The 20,723-nt window shown below is 38.4% G+C and carries 17 protein-coding genes; 4 read left to right on the plus strand and 13 right to left on the minus strand.

The genetic code is table 11. The annotated features are described in order from the left end of the window. Window positions 1–93: 93 nt before the first annotated feature. Entirely contained in the window at window positions 94–1,344 is a 1,251-nt protein-coding gene (locus tag OLW01_RS18275; RefSeq protein WP_268076937.1) for a glutamate-5-semialdehyde dehydrogenase, read from the minus strand. A gap of 13 nt (window positions 1,345–1,357) precedes the next feature. Further along, on the minus strand, window positions 1,358–2,458 hold the full coding sequence (gene proB / locus OLW01_RS18280; protein ID WP_268076938.1) for a glutamate 5-kinase: 1,101 nt from the start codon (window positions 2,456–2,458) through the stop codon (window positions 1,358–1,360). Between the two features lie 288 nt (window positions 2,459–2,746). On the opposite strand from proB, the gene OLW01_RS18285 reads away from it, so the two are divergent. Further along, entirely contained in the window at window positions 2,747–3,901 is a 1,155-nt protein-coding gene (locus OLW01_RS18285; protein ID WP_268076939.1) for a GAK system CofD-like protein, read from the plus strand. Between the two features lie 138 nt (window positions 3,902–4,039). On the opposite strand, the gene OLW01_RS18290 is transcribed toward OLW01_RS18285, so the two are convergent. The 8 genes from OLW01_RS18290 to OLW01_RS18325 form a co-directional block, all read right to left on the minus strand. Further along, on the minus strand, window positions 4,040–4,675 hold the full coding sequence (locus OLW01_RS18290) for a response regulator transcription factor (RefSeq protein ID WP_268076940.1): 636 nt from the start codon (window positions 4,673–4,675) through the stop codon (window positions 4,040–4,042). A gap of 9 nt (window positions 4,676–4,684) precedes the next feature. Continuing rightward, window positions 4,685–6,784 (minus strand): sensor histidine kinase, encoded by a 2,100-nt coding sequence (locus tag OLW01_RS18295; protein ID WP_268076941.1) that lies wholly within the window; start codon window positions 6,782–6,784, stop codon window positions 4,685–4,687. Window positions 6,785–6,880: 96 nt separating this feature from the next. After that, a complete protein-coding gene (locus tag OLW01_RS18300; RefSeq protein ID WP_268076942.1) occupies window positions 6,881–7,966 on the minus strand; it encodes a glycoside hydrolase family protein in 1,086 nt (361 codons plus the stop codon). 18 nt (window positions 7,967–7,984) lie between these two features. Next, window positions 7,985–9,268 (minus strand): NTP/NDP exchange transporter, encoded by a 1,284-nt coding sequence (locus tag OLW01_RS18305; protein ID WP_268076943.1) that lies wholly within the window; start codon window positions 9,266–9,268, stop codon window positions 7,985–7,987. Between the two features lie 5 nt (window positions 9,269–9,273). Beyond that, a complete protein-coding gene (locus tag OLW01_RS18310) occupies window positions 9,274–10,047 on the minus strand; it encodes an SDR family oxidoreductase (RefSeq protein WP_268076944.1) in 774 nt (257 codons plus the stop codon). A 709-nt stretch (window positions 10,048–10,756) separates the two neighbouring features. After that, window positions 10,757–11,668 carry a sensor domain-containing diguanylate cyclase gene (locus OLW01_RS18315; protein ID WP_268076945.1) on the minus strand — a complete coding sequence of 304 codons (912 nt, stop codon included), beginning with the start codon at window positions 11,666–11,668 and terminating at the stop codon, window positions 10,757–10,759. A gap of 1,106 nt (window positions 11,669–12,774) precedes the next feature. After that, the gene (locus OLW01_RS18320; RefSeq protein ID WP_268076946.1) at window positions 12,775–13,467 is read right to left on the minus strand and encodes a VIT1/CCC1 transporter family protein; all 693 of its coding nucleotides are present in this window, start codon (window positions 13,465–13,467) and stop codon (window positions 12,775–12,777) included. Window positions 13,468–13,792: 325 nt separating this feature from the next. Then, window positions 13,793–14,161: a hypothetical protein gene (locus tag OLW01_RS18325; RefSeq protein ID WP_268076947.1), complete on the minus strand. Its 369-nt coding sequence runs from the start codon at window positions 14,159–14,161 to the stop codon at window positions 13,793–13,795. 672 nt (window positions 14,162–14,833) lie between these two features. On the opposite strand from OLW01_RS18325, the gene OLW01_RS18330 reads away from it, so the two are divergent. Continuing rightward, a complete protein-coding gene (locus OLW01_RS18330; protein WP_268076948.1) occupies window positions 14,834–15,379 on the plus strand; it encodes a hypothetical protein in 546 nt (181 codons plus the stop codon). Window positions 15,380–15,577: 198 nt separating this feature from the next. Here the strand turns inward: OLW01_RS18330 and OLW01_RS18335 are convergent, their stop codons facing one another. The 3 genes from OLW01_RS18335 to speE form a co-directional block, all read right to left on the minus strand. Continuing rightward, the gene (locus tag OLW01_RS18335; RefSeq protein WP_268076949.1) at window positions 15,578–16,201 is read right to left on the minus strand and encodes a hypothetical protein; all 624 of its coding nucleotides are present in this window, start codon (window positions 16,199–16,201) and stop codon (window positions 15,578–15,580) included. Between the two features lie 126 nt (window positions 16,202–16,327). Beyond that, complete coding sequence (locus tag OLW01_RS18340; protein WP_268076950.1) at window positions 16,328–16,555, minus strand: DUF6429 family protein; 228 nt, start codon at window positions 16,553–16,555, stop codon at window positions 16,328–16,330. A 116-nt stretch (window positions 16,556–16,671) separates the two neighbouring features. After that, a complete protein-coding gene (gene speE, locus OLW01_RS18345) occupies window positions 16,672–17,532 on the minus strand; it encodes a polyamine aminopropyltransferase (RefSeq protein ID WP_268076951.1) in 861 nt (286 codons plus the stop codon). A 163-nt stretch (window positions 17,533–17,695) separates the two neighbouring features. On the opposite strand from speE, the gene speA reads away from it, so the two are divergent. Together speA and rpoH are read left to right on the plus strand one after the other, a co-directional pair. Continuing rightward, window positions 17,696–19,594 (plus strand): biosynthetic arginine decarboxylase, encoded by a 1,899-nt coding sequence (gene speA, locus OLW01_RS18350; protein WP_268077306.1) that lies wholly within the window; start codon window positions 17,696–17,698, stop codon window positions 19,592–19,594. 264 nt (window positions 19,595–19,858) lie between these two features. Continuing rightward, on the plus strand, window positions 19,859–20,722 hold the full coding sequence (gene rpoH / locus OLW01_RS18355; RefSeq protein ID WP_428980210.1) for an RNA polymerase sigma factor RpoH: 864 nt from the start codon (window positions 19,859–19,861) through the stop codon (window positions 20,720–20,722). Window position 20,723 lies beyond the last annotated feature (1 nt).

The following is a 20,723-nucleotide window of genomic DNA, read 5'->3' on the forward strand; positions in this document are numbered from 1 at the left end:
TAAGCAGACAAGTGGCTTTATTTTATATGGCTTGAATTTGAGTTAAGCCGGATCTAAACCTAAGCCAAATCCAAATCCAAATAACCCTTAACCTTAACTTCGAATTTGGCCGTTACCCATTACAACAAATTTTTGGGTGGTTAAACTCTCTAACCCCATAGGCCCATAAGCGTGTAATTTTGAAGTTGATATGCCAATTTCAGCACCTAAACCCAGTTGCCCACCATCTGAAAAGCGCGATGAAGCGTTAACCATAACCACAGCACTATTTACACGGCGTACAAACTCGTTGGCTCGCGCATAATCTTTAGTACAAATAACTTCTGTATGGCCTGAGCTGTATTGCTCTAAATGCTCAATACTCGCGTCAAAATCATCTACCACTTTAACCGCAATTTCTAATGCTAAATATTCTGCATCCCAATCTTCAGTTGTTGCTGCTTCTGCATTTTCAAAATAACCAATACTGCGCTCACAAGCATGAATTTTAACCCCTTTTTCGGCCATCGCTTTTGCAGCCAAAGGTAAAAATTGCTCAGCAATTTCTTGATTTACTAATAATGTTTCAAGTGAGTTACACACGCCTGTGCGCTGGGTTTTACCATTTAGTAATAAATCTAAACCCATTTGAATATCAGCACCAGCATCAACATAAAGGTGACAAACCCCTTTAAAATGCTGAATAACAGGTATGCGGCTGTTTTCAGTTACAAACCGAATTAAACCTTCGCCGCCACGTGGAATAATTAAATCAATATCGTCAGATAAGGTCATTAATTCATTCATGACTGCTCTGTCTGTGTCTGGCACAACACAAATCGCATTGGGGTCTATATTTTGTTCAACCAAAGCTTCGTGCAAACATTTAGCTATTACTAAGTTAGAATACAAAGCTTCTTTACCACCGCGTAACACAACCGCATTACCCGATTTTAAGCACAAAGCGGCTGCTTCTGCCGTTACATTTGGGCGTGATTCATAAATCATTGCAATAACGCCTAACGGAATACGCATTTTACCTACTTGCATACCATTTGGACGCGCTTTCATATCGGCAATCGCGCCAACTGGATCAGGCAGTTGGGTCACTTCTGTCAAGGCATTCGCCAAATCTTGAATGCGCTCTGGTGTTAAACGTAATCTGTCGATCATCGCATCGGTTAAGCCATTTTCTTTACCAGCTACTAAATCGCGCTCATTTTCTTCTAAAATTAAATCGGTACGTTCAACTAATTTCGCCGCCATGGCTGATAACGCAGCATCTTTTTGCGCGGTACTTAAGTTGGCAACTGAAAAAGATGCTTTACGTGCATCTTTTGCCATTTTTGCAATTGAAAAACTCATTTAGTCTGACCCTTTATAAAATCACGAGATCGTCTCGGTGAATAATAACATCACTTGGACAATACCCTAATATATCGACAATTTGTTGGCTTTGTTTGCCTTTAATTTTACTTAATTCAATACTGCTATACTGGCTTATGCCTTTTGCAATAAGCTGACCGCCAATATTGAATAAATTAACAGCATCCCCTTTATGAAAAACACCCTCAATTTGGGTAATGCCTATACTTAACAATGAAGCACCTTTATTTAATACCGCTTTTTCTGCGCCGGCATCTAACACAATTTGGCCTTGCGATTTTAATGTATATTGCAGCCAATGCTTGCGTGCTTTTTTAGGGCTGGCTTGACGTTTAAACCAAGTGCCTTGCTGCTCACCTTGCAGTAATTTATCAAACACCAGTCCTTTTCGACCATTTACAATTAAGGTATGCACGCCATTGAAAGTCGCTTTTTCAGCGGCTTCTATTTTAGTTCGCATGCCACCTGTCGCAATTTTATTGCTGGTGCCACCGGCAAGTGAGTAAATGCTCGCGTCTACTAAATCAACGGTATTTAACAGCTGAGCATCTGGGTTTGATCTCGGGTCAGCTGTATATAAACCATCTATGTCACTGCATATCATTAAAAAATCAGCGTCTGATACCTGAGAGACCATAGCCGCTAAGTTATCGTTATCGCCTACTTTTAGCTCTTGTGTCGCAACTGAATCGTTTTCATTTACAATGGGTAAAATACCATTGTTAAGTAATTCACGAATGGTATTTTTGATATTGACGTAACGTCTGCGATCGGCTAAATCGTCATGAGTAATTAAAATTTGAGCGCAAGGAAAATCAAAAAAACGTGCCCAATTAGCCATCATTCGAGTTTGCCCAACAGCTGCCATTGCTTGTTTTTCAGCAATTGAAGGCACTTCGCCATGGTTAATTAAACCACGGCCAGCTGCAACACTACCACTTGAAACAATAATAACTTCTTTGCCTTGCTGGCGACATTCTGAAATATAACGCGCTATGGGTAATAAAAATTGTCCGCTACAATCTTTACCTTCAGGTGCAATAAGCGCACTACCAACTTTTATAACGGCACGATGCCAACCAAACAAACCCATGGGTGATATATCTCAATGTTAATAACGGAATAAAAAGAACTTGCCATTATATACCCAAGTGCCCTGTAAATGCGAGTTTGAAAAGCGAATCTAAAGCATCAAAAAATAATAATAGCCCACTCGGCACAACGTTAATTTGTGATCAACTTAGCAGGTTTTTTCAATATTTAATGCTATTATCATTACAGATTGTAATGTTTAAATGCTTATGGGGCTTAAATACGCAGTAAGGTCTAACCCACCCAGCGATATGATAAAGCTAACAACAAAGCGACAAGGCCTGAATTTATGTTATCTGATATTGCTTTACAGCCCAAAGCAGAGCTTGGGCCGGCCATTTTATTTTTTAGCGGCGGATCTGCACTGGCAAAGTTAAGCAAAACGATTAAACAATATACGCATCATAGCATCCATTTAGTAACCACTTTTGATTCTGGCGGCTGTTCAGCTCAACTTAGACAGCATTTCGATATGCCTGCGATTGGCGATATTCGCAACCGTTTGCTGGCACTAGCAAATGACCAACAGCCAAGCGTTAACTCAGCGATAAAACTATTAAAGTTAAGATTTCCAACCAATCAATCCCAAGCACAATTAAAAACTAAATTGTGCTCCATTATAAATCGACAAATGCCGCACTTTAGAAAAATGTCGAGCCAGTGCCAAAATAGCATCTGCCAAAATTTACGCCATTTTTATTCTGTCATGCCACCCAACTTTAGCTTAAAAGGCTCCAGCATTGGTAATTTATGCATTGCAGGCGGTTATTTATTGGGCAATAAAAATCTACAGCCTGTCATTGAGGAATTAACTCAATGTTTAGATATTAAAGGCCAAGTAAAACCTATTATTGATGAGCTATATCATTTAGTGGCTGAACTGTCAGATGGTCGATACGTAACCGGCCAACATTTAATTACCGGCAAAGAAGTTGCGCCGATAAAACAAAAAATTCAACAAGTGTTTTTATCCGCCAGCGAAGACAACACGTTTCCAGTCACACCCAATATAAAACCCGAAATTCAATACAGTATTAATAGCGCTGATTTAATTTGCTATCCACCGGGTAGCTTTTATTCTAGTATTTTAGCCAATTTATTACCCCAGGGCGTAGGAAGTAGCATTGCAAACGCCAAATGCAACAAAGTTTACATTCCTAATTTAGGTGTAGATCCTGAGCAATACGCCATGAGTGTAATGGATACCATTCAATCACTCCTTAGTTATCTTAAATCGGGCTGTGATATTAATACCCCTTACCAAAATCTTCTTAATTATATTGTATTGGACGATCAGCTTAGTCAGTGCCTTAGTTTTAATGAAGAAGCTTTATTAGCCAGTCATGGAATTAATTTAATCCGCGCTAATTTAGTATCTGCCGACTCAGCGCCTTATTACGACAATCATAAATTATCAGAATTGTTGGTTTCGTTAGCTAAATAATTTATTGGATGAGTAGCTTGTGGCTATAGGTGGCTGTCATTTATTGTTTTCACCTATCCATGGGGCTGTATACAAGGAGTTTAACGCAGTTCCCGTGAAAAAGGCCGTTTAAAACCTATTCATTAAAACGAATTGAGGTTAACTAATAATCCCGTTTCTTAGTGCTTTGGCAACTGCGCCCGACTGTGACTGCACTTGCAACTTGGAGTAAATTCTCGCCAAGTAAGTCGACACCGTACTGTGGGAAATATCTAGATTACGAGCGATTTCTTTTACACTGCAGCCTTGCGACAATTGCTCAAGCACTTCAATTTCGCGGGCAGCCAAATGGAATTCAAGTTCAGGTGTCGCTTTGCGAATGTTTTGTAAAACAATTTTGGCAATCTCAGGGCTAAGCACTGAGCCACCGTTGATAACATCCTGTAAGTTCTTCACGATTTGTTCACTACTGGCAGATTTTAATAAATAGCCTGCCGCACCTGCATCTATTGCTTCTAATACCTTTTCTTTTTCACTAAATACAGTAAGCACCACAATCACTAAATCAGGGTGAGTTTGGCGAAGTTGAATAATACCCTGCACGCCTCCCATACGCGGTAACCCTAAATCCATTAATATGACATCTGGTTGTGGGGTATTGGCCAAAGTTTCAAATAATTCAATACATGATGGAAACGCTCTACACTGGGCAATACTCGGATCATGAGTTAATACTTTAACCAAGGTTCGGCGGTAACTCGCGTCATCTTCCACCACCCAAACATTAATAGCCATTATTTACCTCTAATTTGACGTTTGATAACGATCACCAAGCTGCAGGCTCAAGGTGTTTAATTCAATTTTTAGTTCAATGCGAACACCTTTGTTTATCTCAGCTGCTATTTTTAAATCGGCAGACAGCTCTTCAGCACGTGCTTGCAGGTTTTTTAAGCCCCATCCGTCGCAACTATCGTGGGCGTTAAAGCCACAACCATTGTCCTCTATTATAATGATTAAAAAGCCGTGCTCGCAGCGGGCAATTAAACTTAACTTGCTGGCTTCTGAGTGCCTTGCACAGTTATTAATAACCTCTTTAAAAAACAGCGATAAATGCTTTTTCACTGCGGTCGACACTTTAATTTTTGGGCAATTTTCTGGTAACCTTTGTTCAACTTCTACGTTGCGCAAAACTCGCTGCGCCCGCTCAAATAAAGATTGCAATAACTCGGGCAACTGGCATGAATCGCCTTTGCTATGCCAAACAATTTCCCGCAAGGATGCATTAGCTTCACGCGCCATCAGGGACAATTCATCTAACTCATTTTTGAGCATCTCACTCGATTCAGTACGACCTAGCGCTAACGAATCGGCCAATAATGTAATGCCACCTAAACTGCTACCCACTTCGTCGTGTAAATCTCGGTTAATTCGCTCAGAATGTTTGATTAATAAACGGTTGCGCTGCGATTTTTGATAAAATAGCACCACAAAAAGCAACAACAAAAACAACAACACTAAACCCGCAATTACTAAGCGTGATAAAAGCCACTGCCAATATGAGTGAGCCGCAGTTAGTTCATTTTTTACTTGCTGCAACTGTTGGTCTAATGGCCTACGTTGCGCCAACCCTTTTAACCATTGTTGCTCGGTTAAAATTTTTCGTCCCCAGGTATAACCATCTAATAAACGTCCAAGCTGAACATTAGCGTCAGCGGGTAGGCCCTTGGTGGTAATTTTAGCGTTTTGGATAAGCTGTCCATCTTGCGCAAAGATTGCAATTTCACCGAGCCCCAAAATCCATTGGTGATTAAGCTGTTGCAGCTCACCCATTTCAACACGAATAAATTGCGTTGGCCCATCAGTTTTTACTGAATATAAAGTGCCAAACTGTTCACCCCTGCTGGTCGGCATTAGCGGCTGTATTTGGCTAAAATCTGCAGCATTGGCCACCGACACTTGAATGTTCGCTGGAAAAGCAAAATCGGGTAACAACAAGTTACCGCTTGGTTTGGCAGGCCAAATATCAATTTTTTCAATATTACGGGCATCAGGTAATTCAATCATCAGCTCGACTTTGTGCTTAACATTGTTGTCACTAGCTGCCGACACCAAAAAATCGGCTTGATTTGTTTGTTGTTCGCTAATGGCAAAACCTAAACTCGTGTGCTGATCAATTAAATAATCTGTATTCCACTTAACGGTTTGGTTAAAACTACCTTGTACCGAAAGCTGAGTATTGGCTTGTTGGACTAAATTTATGCTTACGCCAGTTTTTGGATCTTTGGCCCAAATAAACACTTCACCTAGAGCAAAATGTGAACTTGATTTATCTGTTGCATGCGCTGGCACCAAAATGCGCAACTGCTCAGCGTGCTGATTTAAGTTATCGAAAAATACCGGGTATGAATCTGGATTTGGAAAATCCTGCGCTAACCAATTGACGATTGGTTTGTTGTGTTGGTCTGCAACTGTCTCCACTTTAAACCGGGTAGGAAAAGCATATGAACCACCGTAAGGTTTAAGTGGGTTAAATGCCGGCACCAGCGTGAGCGCTTCTAACAGGTAGCTTTTGTCAAAAGTAAATTCTATTACATGATAAGTGTCGGCACTTGTATCGGATAACGCCAACGCTGAATGGTAACCCAAGCGATTATCAGAAATAATTGGGCAATGCCTTGGCAGCTGAGCAATTTGCCAAGTGAGTTGAGATTCTATTTTTTTAAGTTGTTCGATTCGAGTAACAGGCCAACTCGATAAATTAAGTTTAGATTTCTTTTGTTCGTTAAGCCATTGTTGCTGGTTTACAGGATCGACTGAATCGGCGTAGCACATGACAGTAGCGCTCACCAAAACATTTATTACTATAACAACAACCACGGTTGCCCAACGGCTTGTAAAAATCATTTAGCGCCTAAAAAGTTAATCCAACCATAAAAATAAGGGCAGCAAAATTAGCAACTGCCCATGTGTCTATTACGCAAAACACTGATTAGCAGTGAGCTAATCGGTTTTTAATGGAATAAACAACGAATGTGTATCGCCATTTTTTAAAAATATTCCAGCGGTCATCACCGCAGGTTTACCATCCTCTAAGTATATGCCCATGCGCTCGTAGCGATGCACTTCAACCGTTTTACCATCCGTTGTTGTGTACTCTTTATCTGCAACTTTGTAGTGTTTAGCCCGCTGCCAATTTAAGCCATCAGTTGAAGTGAGCATGCCCATATAACCAAACGCATGATACAAATTATAATAGCGTTTACGCTTTGCATCGTACCAAACTTCAGGATCTTCCGAATTATAATTAGCGACCACAGGTTTAGATTGCATTTTCCAAGGGCCTAATGGATTATCAGCCAATAATACCGCTTGCATTCTGATGATTTCATTCGGCTTTTGATCAGGTTGATCGCCACGAATAATCATTAAATATCCACCGTCAGGGCGTTTGGTCACAGAAACATTATTTGATTGATTGGCAATAGGTAGTTGTGGTTCAAACAAAGGTCGACTAAAGCGCTTCCAAGGCCCTTCAATATTATCCGCAACCGCAACACCAATACGTTGATTTGAGCGTAACATGCCTCTTAGGTTATCTGGCTTCCATTTACCATGACGCACTTCATCAAGTTGCGCTTGCGTTAAATCCATAATACCTGAGTTGGTCGACATGTAATAAAGATAATATTTACCGTCAAATTTATACACTTTTGTGCAGTGCACTGTGTATTGGTCCCAATAACCGTCCCCTCGCCCACCCAAAACTTCTTGAACTTTTTTCCACGGGCCTGTTGGGCTATCTGACACAGCACGTGACACAATGCCGTCTGTTAACCATGAATAAAACCCATGTTCTTTCGGCATTTGATCGTAAAACAAATGATATTTCCCATCGTCCCCTTTTACTATGGTTGAACCCCAGTTGTAGTAGTCTTTATCATAAAAAATATTGTCTTTTGACACTGGCTGCATAGCCGCAGTTAAATCATAGGTATCTGTGTCTTTGGCTTTAACAGCGGCAGACACAACCGTTATCGCCAAAGCAGCCCATACGCCCCATATACTTTTATAATTTATGTGTTTCATATTTATTCTCCCGCTAAACTAGGCAGCATCGGTCGCGCTGGTATAGCCCAGTTCTTGTTTTTCTACTTGTTCATGTTTTTTACCAATGTATGCGCCAACTAGTCCCCATGCGAGCGCAACCACAGCACCAAAAATAATTTTTTCGGCGGTGCTAAACCCTAAATAACCATCGCCAATAAAGGCTATAGTCCAAATCCAAAACACATCGCCACCGCGGTAAATTGCAATATCGATAATAGGTTTGCTTTTAAAACGAGCTTCTTTATCTACCGACGTAAACAAAACTTCTCGGGCAGGTCGAACAATTGCATAATTGCCAGCTCTACGTACAACCACTAAAACCAGTACAAACAACACCACTGGGTTTGCGCTTAACAACAGCATCAATCCAGCTATGGCAAAAGGCACAAAAGATAAACTGGCAGATATACCAAATTTTTGGAAAATTCGATTAGAAACAAACAACCCCAACAATATGGTTAAACAGTTAGTTAGCAGCTCGATACTGCCTAGCATTTGTTGTCTTTCTGCGCGGTCAAACGCAGCTAATACGTCGCTTTGCGTTGTGTAAAAAAATGCACTCACTCCGGTCATTAAAAAGATAAAGCTGGCTAACCCGATCAATTTTTTGTTTGCAAATAGCTCTTTTAAGCCAGAAAACGGATTAGTTTGCAGCTGCTCTGAATCGCTATTATTGGCACCAATTGAATCAAAGTGGCGATTCAATACCGCGATAATTGGCAAACTTAATAATAAAACGACACTTGTTACCACCAGCACGTTTTCGATGCTCATAGTTTCAGACAACAAAATAACCGTTAATGGGCCTAATATTGCACCCGCACTGGCGCCCGTATTGATAAAACTAAAAGTGCGTTTACTTTGCGATTTAGAATAATGTTGCGATACAAAACTCCAAAATACCGAGATATGAAACAAGCTAAACACACTGCTCCATACATAAAAAACTTTACCTAAAAAATTAACATCAACGCCAAATTTATAGGCTGAGAAAATCGCCATAAAACTGGCTGCAAAGGCAATAAACACACAAGGTACCAATTTTCGAATGGTTATTTTTGCAGCGCAAAAGTTGTAAACCATAACGGCTATGGTTGCGAATATAAAAGTATAAGTCCATTGAGTTGCTCGGCTTACATCTCCCCAATCGCTCGGCAGTGCATCGCGCACTGGCTTTAAAATCATGTAAGACGTCATCAGCAAAAATATAAACAAAAAAGACAATAAAGCACCTTTTGTTTCTTCAGGTTCAATATTGGTTAAACGATTAAATAAATTCATAATAATTACCATTTAATTGAAAAGCCTGAATAACCCACAAAAGTACCAGTGTCTTGCATAGATAAACCTTTAATTACTTCTTTGGCTTTACCCATTGAAAACTCTGGCTCTAACTGAGCGTTTTCACCGCCCATATCGGTTTTGTTATGCCCTGGTGCAAGCGCAACAACCGCAATATTGAATTGCTGCAGGTCTTTTGACATATCAATAGTTATCTTATTCAGTGCGGTTTTGGTTGGGTCGTACGAATATATGCCATTCACTTTTGGACGGTTAACAATGCCACCGTGTGAGGAAATATTAACCACCTTTTTAACCTTGCTGGTAGATAATATAAGGTTAGGCAACAGCGCTCGTGTCACCATAAACGGGCCAACAGTGTTTACATTATAGGTTAGTAAAAAGTCGTGTCGGCTAGTGTTTTTAAACGATTCAAACCCGCGATCTAAATGAGCGATGTAACCTGCATTATTAACCACAATATCGATAGGTGTGTCTTTTAACGTCAGCGCCATCTGTTCGATAGAAGTATCGTCAGTAACATCAAGCTGGACAACTTTAGCGCCCAACGCCTTGAGCTCGTGCGCTTTTTCAGGTTTACGTGCGGTGCCAATTACTTGATAACCATCGGCAATAAAATGTTGCGATAGTGCAAAACCTAAACCTCGGTTCGCACCGGTTATAAGTACCGTGCCGTTAATTTTGTCTGCACTATATGCAAAAGCTGAGTTTAATAGCGTTAACGCTAATAGATATTTAATTAATTTTGTCATTTTCATGTAACCACGCTTTAATAATTGTTAACTTTATGTGGTTATCAATTTTATAGAGGAACTAAATTAACGATAGTCGGTTAAATCAATGACAAAGAATTAGTTTGATATTTAAAGTGATGTCCAGCGGCTTCGTATTTCAAGCTGAAATTTCATGTTCTATATTTAATTAGCGACAACGCCAAATAAACAATAATTCGTCAGGCAAGTCGTTTTTGACAATTTTAGCTGACTCAAACTTGGTTTGATTTGTTTGTATGGCTTACGTTGATTTAAACGTGCTTCAAATCATTCCCCGTGTGACCACCTCATTATCTTCAATTAGCTGATTGGATAGGTTAGACAATCAGACAACACCAGCGGGAATTTATACCAAGCAAGATCCCCAATATTATTAACTGACTCGGTCTAACAGATGAAACCTGGCTTGAATTTGCCAATGCCATTGAAAATAGTTTCAATCAGTCTGTTGGGTAGGCATATCCATTACAATAATATCAATGACGGCCACTTTTACAAATTCACAGCTATTTTTGGATTAAACTATTACAAACCAAGCGAAATCAATTAAAGTACTCAATACAAACAAACAGCAAGTAACCAAAAAACACAAAACAACGAATTCAATTCAAAGCTAAATTATCTGACATTACCTATAGCGCTTTGTTTTTATTTATTTTTATAGATGGCTGTCATTGGTTATTCTGTATAAATTCTAACTCTCAACCTTATTTCTACCACTGTCTTTTGCTTTATATAGCATGCTATCCGCTTTACCTATTAATTCAATTTCTCCATTTTTCGAATTCGGTACCATTTCAGCCAAACCAATGCTTGCTGTCAAATAATCCTCTGTTGGTGAATTTATATTTTGAATATTAAGCTCGGTGATCTTGTGTAATAACTGATCTGATAGCTGTTTAGCCTGCGCAAGTGATGTGTCTCCCCACACAAGAACAAACTCTTCACCACCATACCGTGCACAAATATCACCAGGTCTATTAGCGAACTCTTTGAGTAATTCTCCAACTCTAATCAGACAATCATCACCATATTGATGACCGTAATCATCATTTAGTAATTTAAAATTATCTAGATCCAATATAGCCAAACAAATTGTTTTTTTAAGCCTGTAACACCTTCGCCATTCTTCATGAAGAAAATTGTCAAATGTTCTGCGATTTGAAATTTGAGTAAGACCGTCTAATCTAGCTTGTTTTTTAACTTCATCTTCTGCTAATTTTCTTTCAGTAATATTCTGGTGAGAAATAACAAAGTAGTTATCTCCAAGAATTTGAAAAGAAGAGATACGCATCATAAACCAACGCTTTTCAGCAGGACTATGACAAGGGTATTCGAGGTAAAAGTTTTCTTCCTTCTTGCTTATAACATTCCGAATTCCACTTCCTGCGTGTGTTGCAAATTCATCCCCTAATGCCGACGCCTTGTCACACTCGTTTATATAGTTCACTCCTCTCCAGTCATAGTCAATAAGACAGGCGTTATTGCTTCCGAATGCTATCCAGCTTTTATTCACATATTGTATTTCACCCGTTTCATCAATAACAACAATATGATCCGTTATTGAGTCAAGAACTAAGCTTAAAAATTCAAACGAATTATTCATTCCCGACTACCAAATTATTAGGTATTTGCATAATAGCCTGCCTAACCAAAAAAGTGTTGACATGGCTTTTTGCATTGCTTGAAAAACTGTGAAAGCTAATCATTACCCGAGTTTATACTCTTGTTATATGGATTTTAATCGTACGCAGCTCTGATATTAAACCTAAACTTATAATGATTAAAGGTATGTTTGTTGTAACAGGGTTAAACGCTTCGACTAGATAGATGGGTATGAATTTAACAACGTAGAGTAACAAACCGATCAAGGCCGGAATATTGAGCTTAAATAAGAGTTAGGCAACAATAAAAAGTGAACATAACAATCCCCAAAATAACCTCTTCAATACCTGCTGTAAAAATAATTAACATTGAACTTTTATCATCATAGTCCACTGGTGCAGTTGCCAAAAATTTTGGGTAAATCCAACTTAATACGATCGTGAATCTATATGCTTGTAGAGGTTCAAACTAACCACCTTTGGCCCATAGTCATGCTAGAACGACTCATTACTAAGCAGCCCCTGCTCAGATCAGGGCGTGCGTAATAACCACATCCGGCTCTACAATTTTCTCTTCGCTCATGTAAATCACCAGCCGCTAATACCAATCGAGTAAATTAGCATAGCGATTTGCTAGCCCGTAGTGACTAATAAAGGGTTAATTTCTTCAGGCTTACGGCTGAATTTGGGAATAACACCATGATTGGATAGGTTAAAAAACCAGGCAACACCAGCAGGACTTTATACCAAGCAAAATCCCCAATATTATTAATTGACTCGGTCTAACAGATGAAACCTGGCTTGAATTTTCCAATGCAATTGACAGTCGTTTTAGCCATTCGGTTGGGCAGGCATATCAATTACAACAATATCAATGACGGCCATTTTTACAAATTCACAGCTATTTTTGGATTAAACTATTACAAACCAAGCGAAATCAATTAAAGGGAGCAATATAAACAAACAGCAAGTAACCAAAACCCACAAAACAACGAACTCAAAGCTAAATTATCTGACATTACCTATAGCGCTTTGTTTTTATTTATTTTTATAGATGGCTGTTACTGATTGTTTGTAATTGCACTTATTATCCGAATTTAGGGATTGTTTAGCTTGTAACTACATCAAATATTCGACCAACAACAGCCGTTAGTGTCATTGCAAGGGCGCCCCAGAAGGTAACTCTGATAGCACCCACAATTATTGATGCGCCGCCTACTCGCGCCGCAGTAGCACCAAGAATAACAAGAAACATCAGAGAAAACGCTGCGACCACAGGTATAAGTAGCTTACCTTGTACAAACCATGCCACTACTAATGGAAGTGCAGCACCAACTGTAAAAGCACCAGCCGAAGAGAGCGCCGCTTGAACTGGCTGAGCGCTAATACTCTCCGTGATACCAATATCATCTCTGGCATGAGCGCCAAGGGCATCATGAGCCATCAGCTGCTCAGCAACATGTTTAGCTAGCATTGGCTCAAGTCCTCTGCCTTCGTATATCTTAGCGAGCTCTTCTTTCTCAGACTCAAAGTTCTGTTCTAACGATTTTTTCTCAATTGCGAGATCCGCATTTTCAGTATCTAACTGCGAACTAACCGAAACATATTCACCAGCGGCCATCGACATCGCGCCTGCAACTAAACCTGCAGCTCCAGCGAGCAGAATATCTTCATGAGCAGTGTTTGCAGCCGCAACACCAATAATAAGGCTTGCTGTAGAGACAATTCCATCATTTGCACCAAGTACTGCTGCGCGTAACCACCCTACGCGATGTGATCTATGTATTTCGCTATGAACCATAAAACTTCTCGTTGATTGTTTTTACACTACGCCTGCCTACCAGCAATAGGTTGGCGTGATTTTTTGTGATGTAACAAAACTAATGGCAACCATTTCTAAAAATACTAATTTACAACAACTTACTGATTGATTGAATTATATTTTCACTTTGTGATTTAATAAATAAATTTTCATTTATTTATATTTAGGTGGCTGTCACTGATTACCTGCCATAATTGCGTGTGTTACAAAGGTAACCGTGATCTTAAATTCGATGCTTAAAGACGGGTTTTATGGAAAACGCCAAAACCTAAATTTAGTGATTGACGTCATCATCTTGTTAGCATTAAATAAGCGTTACTTGTTCCTGCTTTTTAGTTACTGGCTTTTTCTTTTTATTGAGTATTAAAATTTTACTTTTTGACCTGTAAGAGTATTCAGATTCTGGATAAGCTTTGATTAGGTATAAGTGTTGGCCTAAAGCTTCTTGGTACCTTTGTTCTTTTTCTAAACAAATTGCTCTCAAATAGGTTATTTCAGCTCTAAGTTCGGGTGTCGTATCTGAGTGATTTTCTGCACTTCTCAACTTTTTATATGCCAACATGCAATTGTTTTCTTCAATTGCATTGTAAGCTCCGATCATTGCCCCTTTTTGAGCAATAGAGCACCCACTCAGATAAGTTAATATCCCAAGTGCTAAAAACCATTTATTCATATTAAATTTTCCAATGTTAATGCCTGCATTTGAGGCCAACAATACTAATGACAGCCATTTTTAAAAATACTAATTTACAACAACTTGCTGATTGATTGAATTATTTTTTCACTTTGTGATTTAACAAATAAGTTTTCATTTATTTAGGTGACGGTCATTGATTACACTGCCTTTATTTTTAAAGATAAATTGAGTGACTAATGACAAACCACACAAAAAAATCACCTACGATAAAATAGTTAAAAACGCGTTAAATTTATCCTAAGTAATTGATTTTATTGTTTTCTATAGGTGGCTTTCATTGATTGTATTGCTTTGTTTTTAACACTGAAATTCCCGCCAATAGCTCAGTTTTTTGGTTTTTAATTCGCAGTTTAAAGCGCACTAATGTGCAAACTGCCAAGCAACAGGAAAAATCAAAGGGTTATTTATAAATGATTCTCTAAATGCTATAAATAACCTTTGTTTTAAGCGTTGAGTTTGTAGAAAAACTCTCTGGTAATTTACAGGTTTAATTTTTGTATGATAAATAGACTAAAAACGCGTTTCTACGTAAAATCTGATAGGCTTCACCATTGATTCGGTGAATTTTTTGACGTAGCGAACGATAATTTTTTAAGGGCGAGGTTTTTCTACAGTCTCGTTAGGTTTATTCTCAGGTTGGGAGTCTCGTTGGAGTATTTTAATAGTTTTACTAAAAGTGATATAACCGCGATATCATCTGTTGTGATTGCGTTTCTAGCTTTATTTTTAACTATATGGCAAGGGCTTGTTGTTAAAAAACATAATCGACTTAGTTTACAACCTATTCTTCGGTTTGCTTCTGAAGTTGCGGTTTCTAAAAAAGGGTTGGTTTTTAGTATAAGTAATCATGGTGTTGGCCCTGCAATTATTTCTTCATTATATTATGTCGTAAAAGGAAAACGATACGAGATTGTTAATATAAATAGTTTTTCTGAATTAAGAGTTAATCTAGGGTTAACTGATTTTGATTTCTCACTTTTAGGGCACCCAAAAATTAAAAACGCTGTAATACCTGCAGGTGAGAACACAATAATATTTAAGTTTGCGAATCTAGATGGAACAGATTTAACTGATAGCGAATTAAATAAAACTATTGTTCATTCACTTCCTAAATTTGGGGTGGATTATACTTGTACTTACGGAAAAAAATATTCTCAAGAATGGTCTTGGGAGCCTGTTGAAAATTTGGTTTAAAAATAAACCTATCCTTATTTATTATGAGTTTTTAATTGATTTGATAAGACTTCCAATTTGTTCCATTACATCAAAGGTGCTTGGTAGTTTCTCTGGATCGGACAGGACACCACTAAATATCAGGCTTTCAAACTTTTCTAGTGCTCCTGCATCTTCCTTTTTGATCTCAGACGAATACTCGGTGTAATTTTGAATAAACTAACACATAGTCTGCCTTAACTCAATTTGCATGATCTGTGCCTTTACAGACCTGTGATTCAAAAGTATTACTCGGAAGAAGTAGATCAAAATAACTTCGATGGAAATCAATGGCAGCAATACCATAAGGTGAGCAAGGCCAAGCTTTTCTGCATCGATCATTCCTGTGATGGACAGAATTATCTCAGTGGCAAGAGGAACTACGATCATTACTCCCATACAAACTAATGACATGAACAACCAGAAGGATTCTTTTTTCTTCTTCTCTGCTAGGCCAGAGAAACCTTCGTAGAGTCCGACAAAATTAAAGCCAGTCTTATACTGAACTAACTTATCCCTTAGAGCGTTTACTGCGGTTTCTTTTTCTTGTATTTCTTCACCCCATTTGGATTTTAAATTTTCTGCTTCTAACTTTTTTTCTTCAAAGTCCTTAAATACGCCGATATTTGCATCATTTATAAATTCTTTAGCAATGTTGGCTGGCATTACATAGGAGGCGTATATAATTTGAGATCTTACGTCATCATCAATTCCATCAGTATCATGCTGAATTTTATTTTTTATGGATCCCAGCTCCATACTAAGTTCTTTTCCCGCACCAACAAGAAAGTCGAATTCACACAAGAACCTGTACGCCATTGAATTGACGGTAATTTAAGCCAATTAGCATACTTGATGCAACTTTATTTTTTAGACGCCGCTGCGTTTACCAAACCAACTAAAATTTATTACACATACCCCGTTTATTGCTTATTTTTTTACAAACAGCTTATGAAACAGCGCTTCTGATTTTTTAAGTCCTTCATCTGTCAACACAACAGATTTAGCTTTACCAACGGGATCACAAATTAACCCTTTTTCATATAATCTATTCGTTACTTCCCAATCAATTTGTTTCCATGCTCGAACGTGATCATGCAATGTAAGATACATTAACGCTAAGGCTGCTTCGTCTATTTTATCTTCATCAATATCCATCATTAACTCCTAATCCCAAAAGGGATACTAAAGAAACTGTAACTAATAATGACTAACATCAAATTAACTAACACAATAGCTAAAAATCGCTGGTAGTGCTTGATTCTAAGGCTCTACTATAGCGCTAATGCCCGTTTTAAAAAATTAGGTAATTGCATGCCGGCTAAATGTATTGCCGGGTTATAATATTCAAGTTTATCTGACAATAAATTTGCATCGGTTTGGCGAAAGGACCCAAATGGCTCAGCTTTTCGAGCTAAAGTACAAGACCACATGCCACTCGGATAAATAGGCTGCGGAAATAAAAAGCTTTGCAAATCGTCAAATCCAGCTAAGCGCATTGCATCTCGCATTTCTTTGATTAAAGCTTGATGCAAAATGGGGGATTGGCTTTGCTGCACTAAAATACCGCCCGGGCGCAATGCGTCTAAACAATTACGATAAAACGCATGATTAAATAAACCTTCTCCAGGCCCTATTGGATCGGTCGAGTCGACAATAATTACATCAAATGAAGCAGGCTTTGCCAATTGCATAAACTGAATGCCGTCGGTAAATTCAAGCTTAGCGCGCGGATCTTGGTTGCTTTCGCATAGCTGCGGAAAATAGTGCTGTGCCATTTCAGTAACAAGTGCGTCAATATCAACTTGGTGTACAGACTCAACCGAGTCATGCTTTAGCACTTGATTTAAAATTCCGCAATCGCCTCCCCCGATCACCACTACATTTTTCGGTTGCTCGTGGGTGAATAATGCAGGGTGAGTCATCATCTCATGGTACAAAAAATTGTCACGTGTGCTGAGCATAGTGCAACCATCAATGACCATTAAATAACCAAAATCTGTGGTTTCGTATATTTCGATTTTTTGAAATCTTGATTGCTTTTCAACAATTTTATGTTTAATCCTGAGTGAAATTGCCGTACCCGTATGATCACATTGCTCAGTAAACCAATTGGGTGAAGATAAATCTGACATATGAACCTCAAAAAATGATTTAAAATTAATTTTATTGCTGTATTTATCTGACTAATTCGCAGTCTGAATTCAGTTAATAATGCACTATAAAGATAAATCATTAGCAGCAAATAAAATTTACTATTACACTAGCTTTATTTGTTCAATGGACGCTGAATTTAATATGGCAGACGATTTAATTTCACACGCAAAACAAGTATATAATATCGCAAACTGGAGCGACGGTTATTTTGACATAAATGAGCAAGGCTGTTTAATTGCTCAACCTAAAAATCAGCTTAAAACACAAGTCAATTTATCTCAAATAATAGGCGAATTAAAACAAGCGGGTTTGCGCTTACCTGTTTTATTACGTTTTACTGATATTTTACGCGATAGAGTTTGGTCATTAAACGAAGCTTTCGATGAAGCAATAAACCTTTATAAATATAAAGGTCAATATACCACTGTATATCCTATAAAAGTTAACCAACAATACAGCGTGGTTGAACAATTATTAAAATCAGAGCCCCAAATAGGCTTAGAAGCAGGCAGCAAGCCTGAATTGCTTGCCATTTTAGGCGCAACCAATAAACCATTAAAAATTGTTTGTAATGGCTATAAAGACACAGAGTTTTTAGAATTATCTATTATTGCCAAGCAAATGGGCCATCAAGTTTTTGTCGTGATTGAAAAACTATCTGAACTTAAAACCTTTTTGCAACTTGCCAAGCAATATAAAACAGCGCCAAATATTGGTATCCGCATTCGTCTTAACTCTGTGGGTAAAGGCAAATGGCAAAATTCGGGCGGCGAAAAAGGCAAATTTGGTTTAACCTCAAGCCAATTACTCAAAGCTATCGAGTTGCTTAAAGTAAATAATCAAACTAATTTATTTCAGTTAATTCATTTTCATATTGGCTCGCAAATTGCCAATATACGTGACATTCAAATCGCGATTAAAGAATGTGCCCGCTATTATACTGAGTTAAAGCAACTTGGGTTAAACATTACAACACTCGATGTTGGTGGCGGTTTAGGCGTAGATTACGAAGGCAGCGGCAGTCGCAGCCAGTGTTCAATGAATTACGATATGCAAGAGTATGCCCGCAATATTGTTTCAGGTATTGTTGACGTGTGCTTAGAAGCTGGCATAGAGCAACCCGATATTATCACGGAATCTGGCCGAGCCATCACAGCTCATCACGCTGTTTTAGTGACTAATGTAATTGATATTGAAACGCCTGCTAAACCTTTTGAAGGAATTGAACAGCTGCCGCCCCTATCAGACGATGCGCCAATAGAAAGCCAAAATATTTATAAGCTCAATTATCATGTCACTGAGCGCCTTGCTTTAGAGTGCTATCACGATACGATTCAATATTTTAGCGATGCCCAGCAAAAATTTGTACTTGGGTTAATCAATTTAAATCAATGGGCGGAACTTGAAGTTGTGTACTTTACAACTTTGCATCATATAAAACAGCATTTAAACTCAAATGCGCGCGCGCACCGTGAGATTAAAGAAGAACTAAATGAAAAATTAGCTAGCAAGCTATTTTGCAATTTCTCGCTGTTTCAATCGTTACCAGACGCTTGGGGAATTGATCAAATATTTCCGGTTGTGCCATTAGAAAACTTAAATAAGCCCTTAGCGATGCGCGCTATTATTCAAGATATTACTTGTGATTCTGATGGCCAGTTAAAACAATATGCCGATGGGATGGGGGTAGAGTCTAGTTTACCACTGCCTCAATATAAACCTGATACCTCAGATGAATATTTGCTAGGCATGTTTATGGTAGGCGCTTACCAAGAGATTTTAGGTGATATGCACAATTTATTTGGCGATACTGACTCAGCTCACATCGAATTTGATGCTCAAGGCAATTGGCACATTAATCATATGTTGCAAGGCGACAGTGCTGAATCTGCATTAGCGACTGTGCATTTTCAAAAAGATATTTTATTAGAAAACTATCAAGCTCAATTAAACAATACCCGTTTAGCTGGCGAGCTTAAGGACCAATATTATATCAAACTCAAATCAGGATTAGAGGGTTACACCTACTTCGAAGATTAACTTCTCAACCGGTAATTAGACAGGCTTCACATATTAAAATAAAGATCCTGTCTAAATAAACATCAAGCTGCTATAAAAACCGACATCATGCTGAAATTTTCCCATATTTAATAAAAAATTCATTAAATATGGCGATTTTTTATATGAACTTATTTGACATTTAGCACTCAATATTGGAGAGTGCTAAACATGCTTAGCACTCTTCTTAATAGACTGCTAAATTAATTAATAAAGATTCATTGTTTAACTGAAATGGAGCTCATCATGGCGAATATGTCTGCATCTACAGCTTTGGTATTATCACCACAGATTGGTAGTTTAGATGCGTACATCCAGACTGTAAATAGCATCTCAGTGTTAAAAGCTGATGAAGAAAAAAGTCTGGCTGAGCGTTTATTTAACGACGGTGATTTAGACGCGGCACAACAACTTATTATGTCGCACTTGCGTTTTGTTGTGCATATCGCAAAAAGTTATTCTGGTTACGGTTTACCTCAAGCCGATTTAATTCAGGAAGGTAACATAGGTTTAATGAAAGCAGTTCGTCGCTTTGACCCTGCGGTTGGCGTGCGTTTGGTTTCATTTGCTGTGCACTGGATTAAAGCCGAAATTCATGAATATGTACTTAAAAATTGGCGCATCGTAAAAGTAGCAACCACTAAAGCTCAACGTAAATTATTTTTTAATTTACGTAAATCTAAAAAGCGTTTAGGTTGGTTTAATAATGCCGAAGTGGATAAAGTAGCTGATACGTTAGGTGTTAGTCGACGTGAAGTATTAGAAATGGAATCTCGAATGAGTAACCAAGATCAGGCATTTGATCTAGGTAATGACGATGACGAGAATTCAAATTTTGCACCCGCTCAATTTTTACAAGATACCCATTCAGACGTAGCACAAGAAGTAGAAAGCGATCAGTGGGAAAGCCACGCAAATAACCGCTTATTAAATGCGATTTCAACGCTAGATGAGCGCAGCCAAGATATTATTAAGGCTCGCTGGTTAGATGACGGTAATAAAATTACGTTACAAGAGTTAGCCGCTAAATATAGCGTTTCTGCTGAGCGCGTTCGCCAATTAGAAGCCAACGCAATGAAAAAACTGAAAAACGCAATGGGCGAATTATAAG

Source organism: Catenovulum adriaticum, from assembly GCF_026725475.1.
GTDB lineage: Bacteria > Pseudomonadota > Gammaproteobacteria > Enterobacterales > Alteromonadaceae > Catenovulum > Catenovulum adriaticum.

Excerpts from the sequence above, each read along its gene's own strand:
- OLW01_RS18310 (WP_268076944.1), bottom strand. The coding sequence starts at position 10,047 with ATGAAAATGACAAAATTAATTAAATATCTATTAGCGTTAACGCTATTA.
- speA (WP_268077306.1), top strand. The coding sequence starts at position 17,696 with ATGGCAGACGATTTAATTTCACACGCAAAACAAGTATATAATATCGCA.
- OLW01_RS18300 (WP_268076942.1), bottom strand. The coding sequence starts at position 7,966 with ATGAAACACATAAATTATAAAAGTATATGGGGCGTATGGGCTGCTTTG.
- OLW01_RS18295 (WP_268076941.1), bottom strand. The coding sequence starts at position 6,784 with ATGATTTTTACAAGCCGTTGGGCAACCGTGGTTGTTGTTATAGTAATA.
- OLW01_RS18320 (WP_268076946.1), bottom strand. The coding sequence starts at position 13,467 with ATGGTTCATAGCGAAATACATAGATCACATCGCGTAGGGTGGTTACGC.
- OLW01_RS18315 (WP_268076945.1), bottom strand. The coding sequence starts at position 11,668 with ATGAATAATTCGTTTGAATTTTTAAGCTTAGTTCTTGACTCAATAACG.
- OLW01_RS18340 (WP_268076950.1), bottom strand. The coding sequence starts at position 16,555 with ATGGATATTGATGAAGATAAAATAGACGAAGCAGCCTTAGCGTTAATG.
- OLW01_RS18290 (WP_268076940.1), bottom strand. The coding sequence starts at position 4,675 with ATGGCTATTAATGTTTGGGTGGTGGAAGATGACGCGAGTTACCGCCGA.
- OLW01_RS18325 (WP_268076947.1), bottom strand. The coding sequence starts at position 14,161 with ATGAATAAATGGTTTTTAGCACTTGGGATATTAACTTATCTGAGTGGG.
- proB (WP_268076938.1), bottom strand. The coding sequence starts at position 2,458 with ATGGGTTTGTTTGGTTGGCATCGTGCCGTTATAAAAGTTGGTAGTGCG.
- OLW01_RS18275 (WP_268076937.1), bottom strand. The coding sequence starts at position 1,344 with ATGAGTTTTTCAATTGCAAAAATGGCAAAAGATGCACGTAAAGCATCT.
- speE (WP_268076951.1), bottom strand. The coding sequence starts at position 17,532 with ATGTCAGATTTATCTTCACCCAATTGGTTTACTGAGCAATGTGATCAT.
- rpoH (WP_428980210.1), top strand. The coding sequence starts at position 19,859 with ATGGCGAATATGTCTGCATCTACAGCTTTGGTATTATCACCACAGATT.
- OLW01_RS18285 (WP_268076939.1), top strand. The coding sequence starts at position 2,747 with ATGTTATCTGATATTGCTTTACAGCCCAAAGCAGAGCTTGGGCCGGCC.
- OLW01_RS18305 (WP_268076943.1), bottom strand. The coding sequence starts at position 9,268 with ATGAATTTATTTAATCGTTTAACCAATATTGAACCTGAAGAAACAAAA.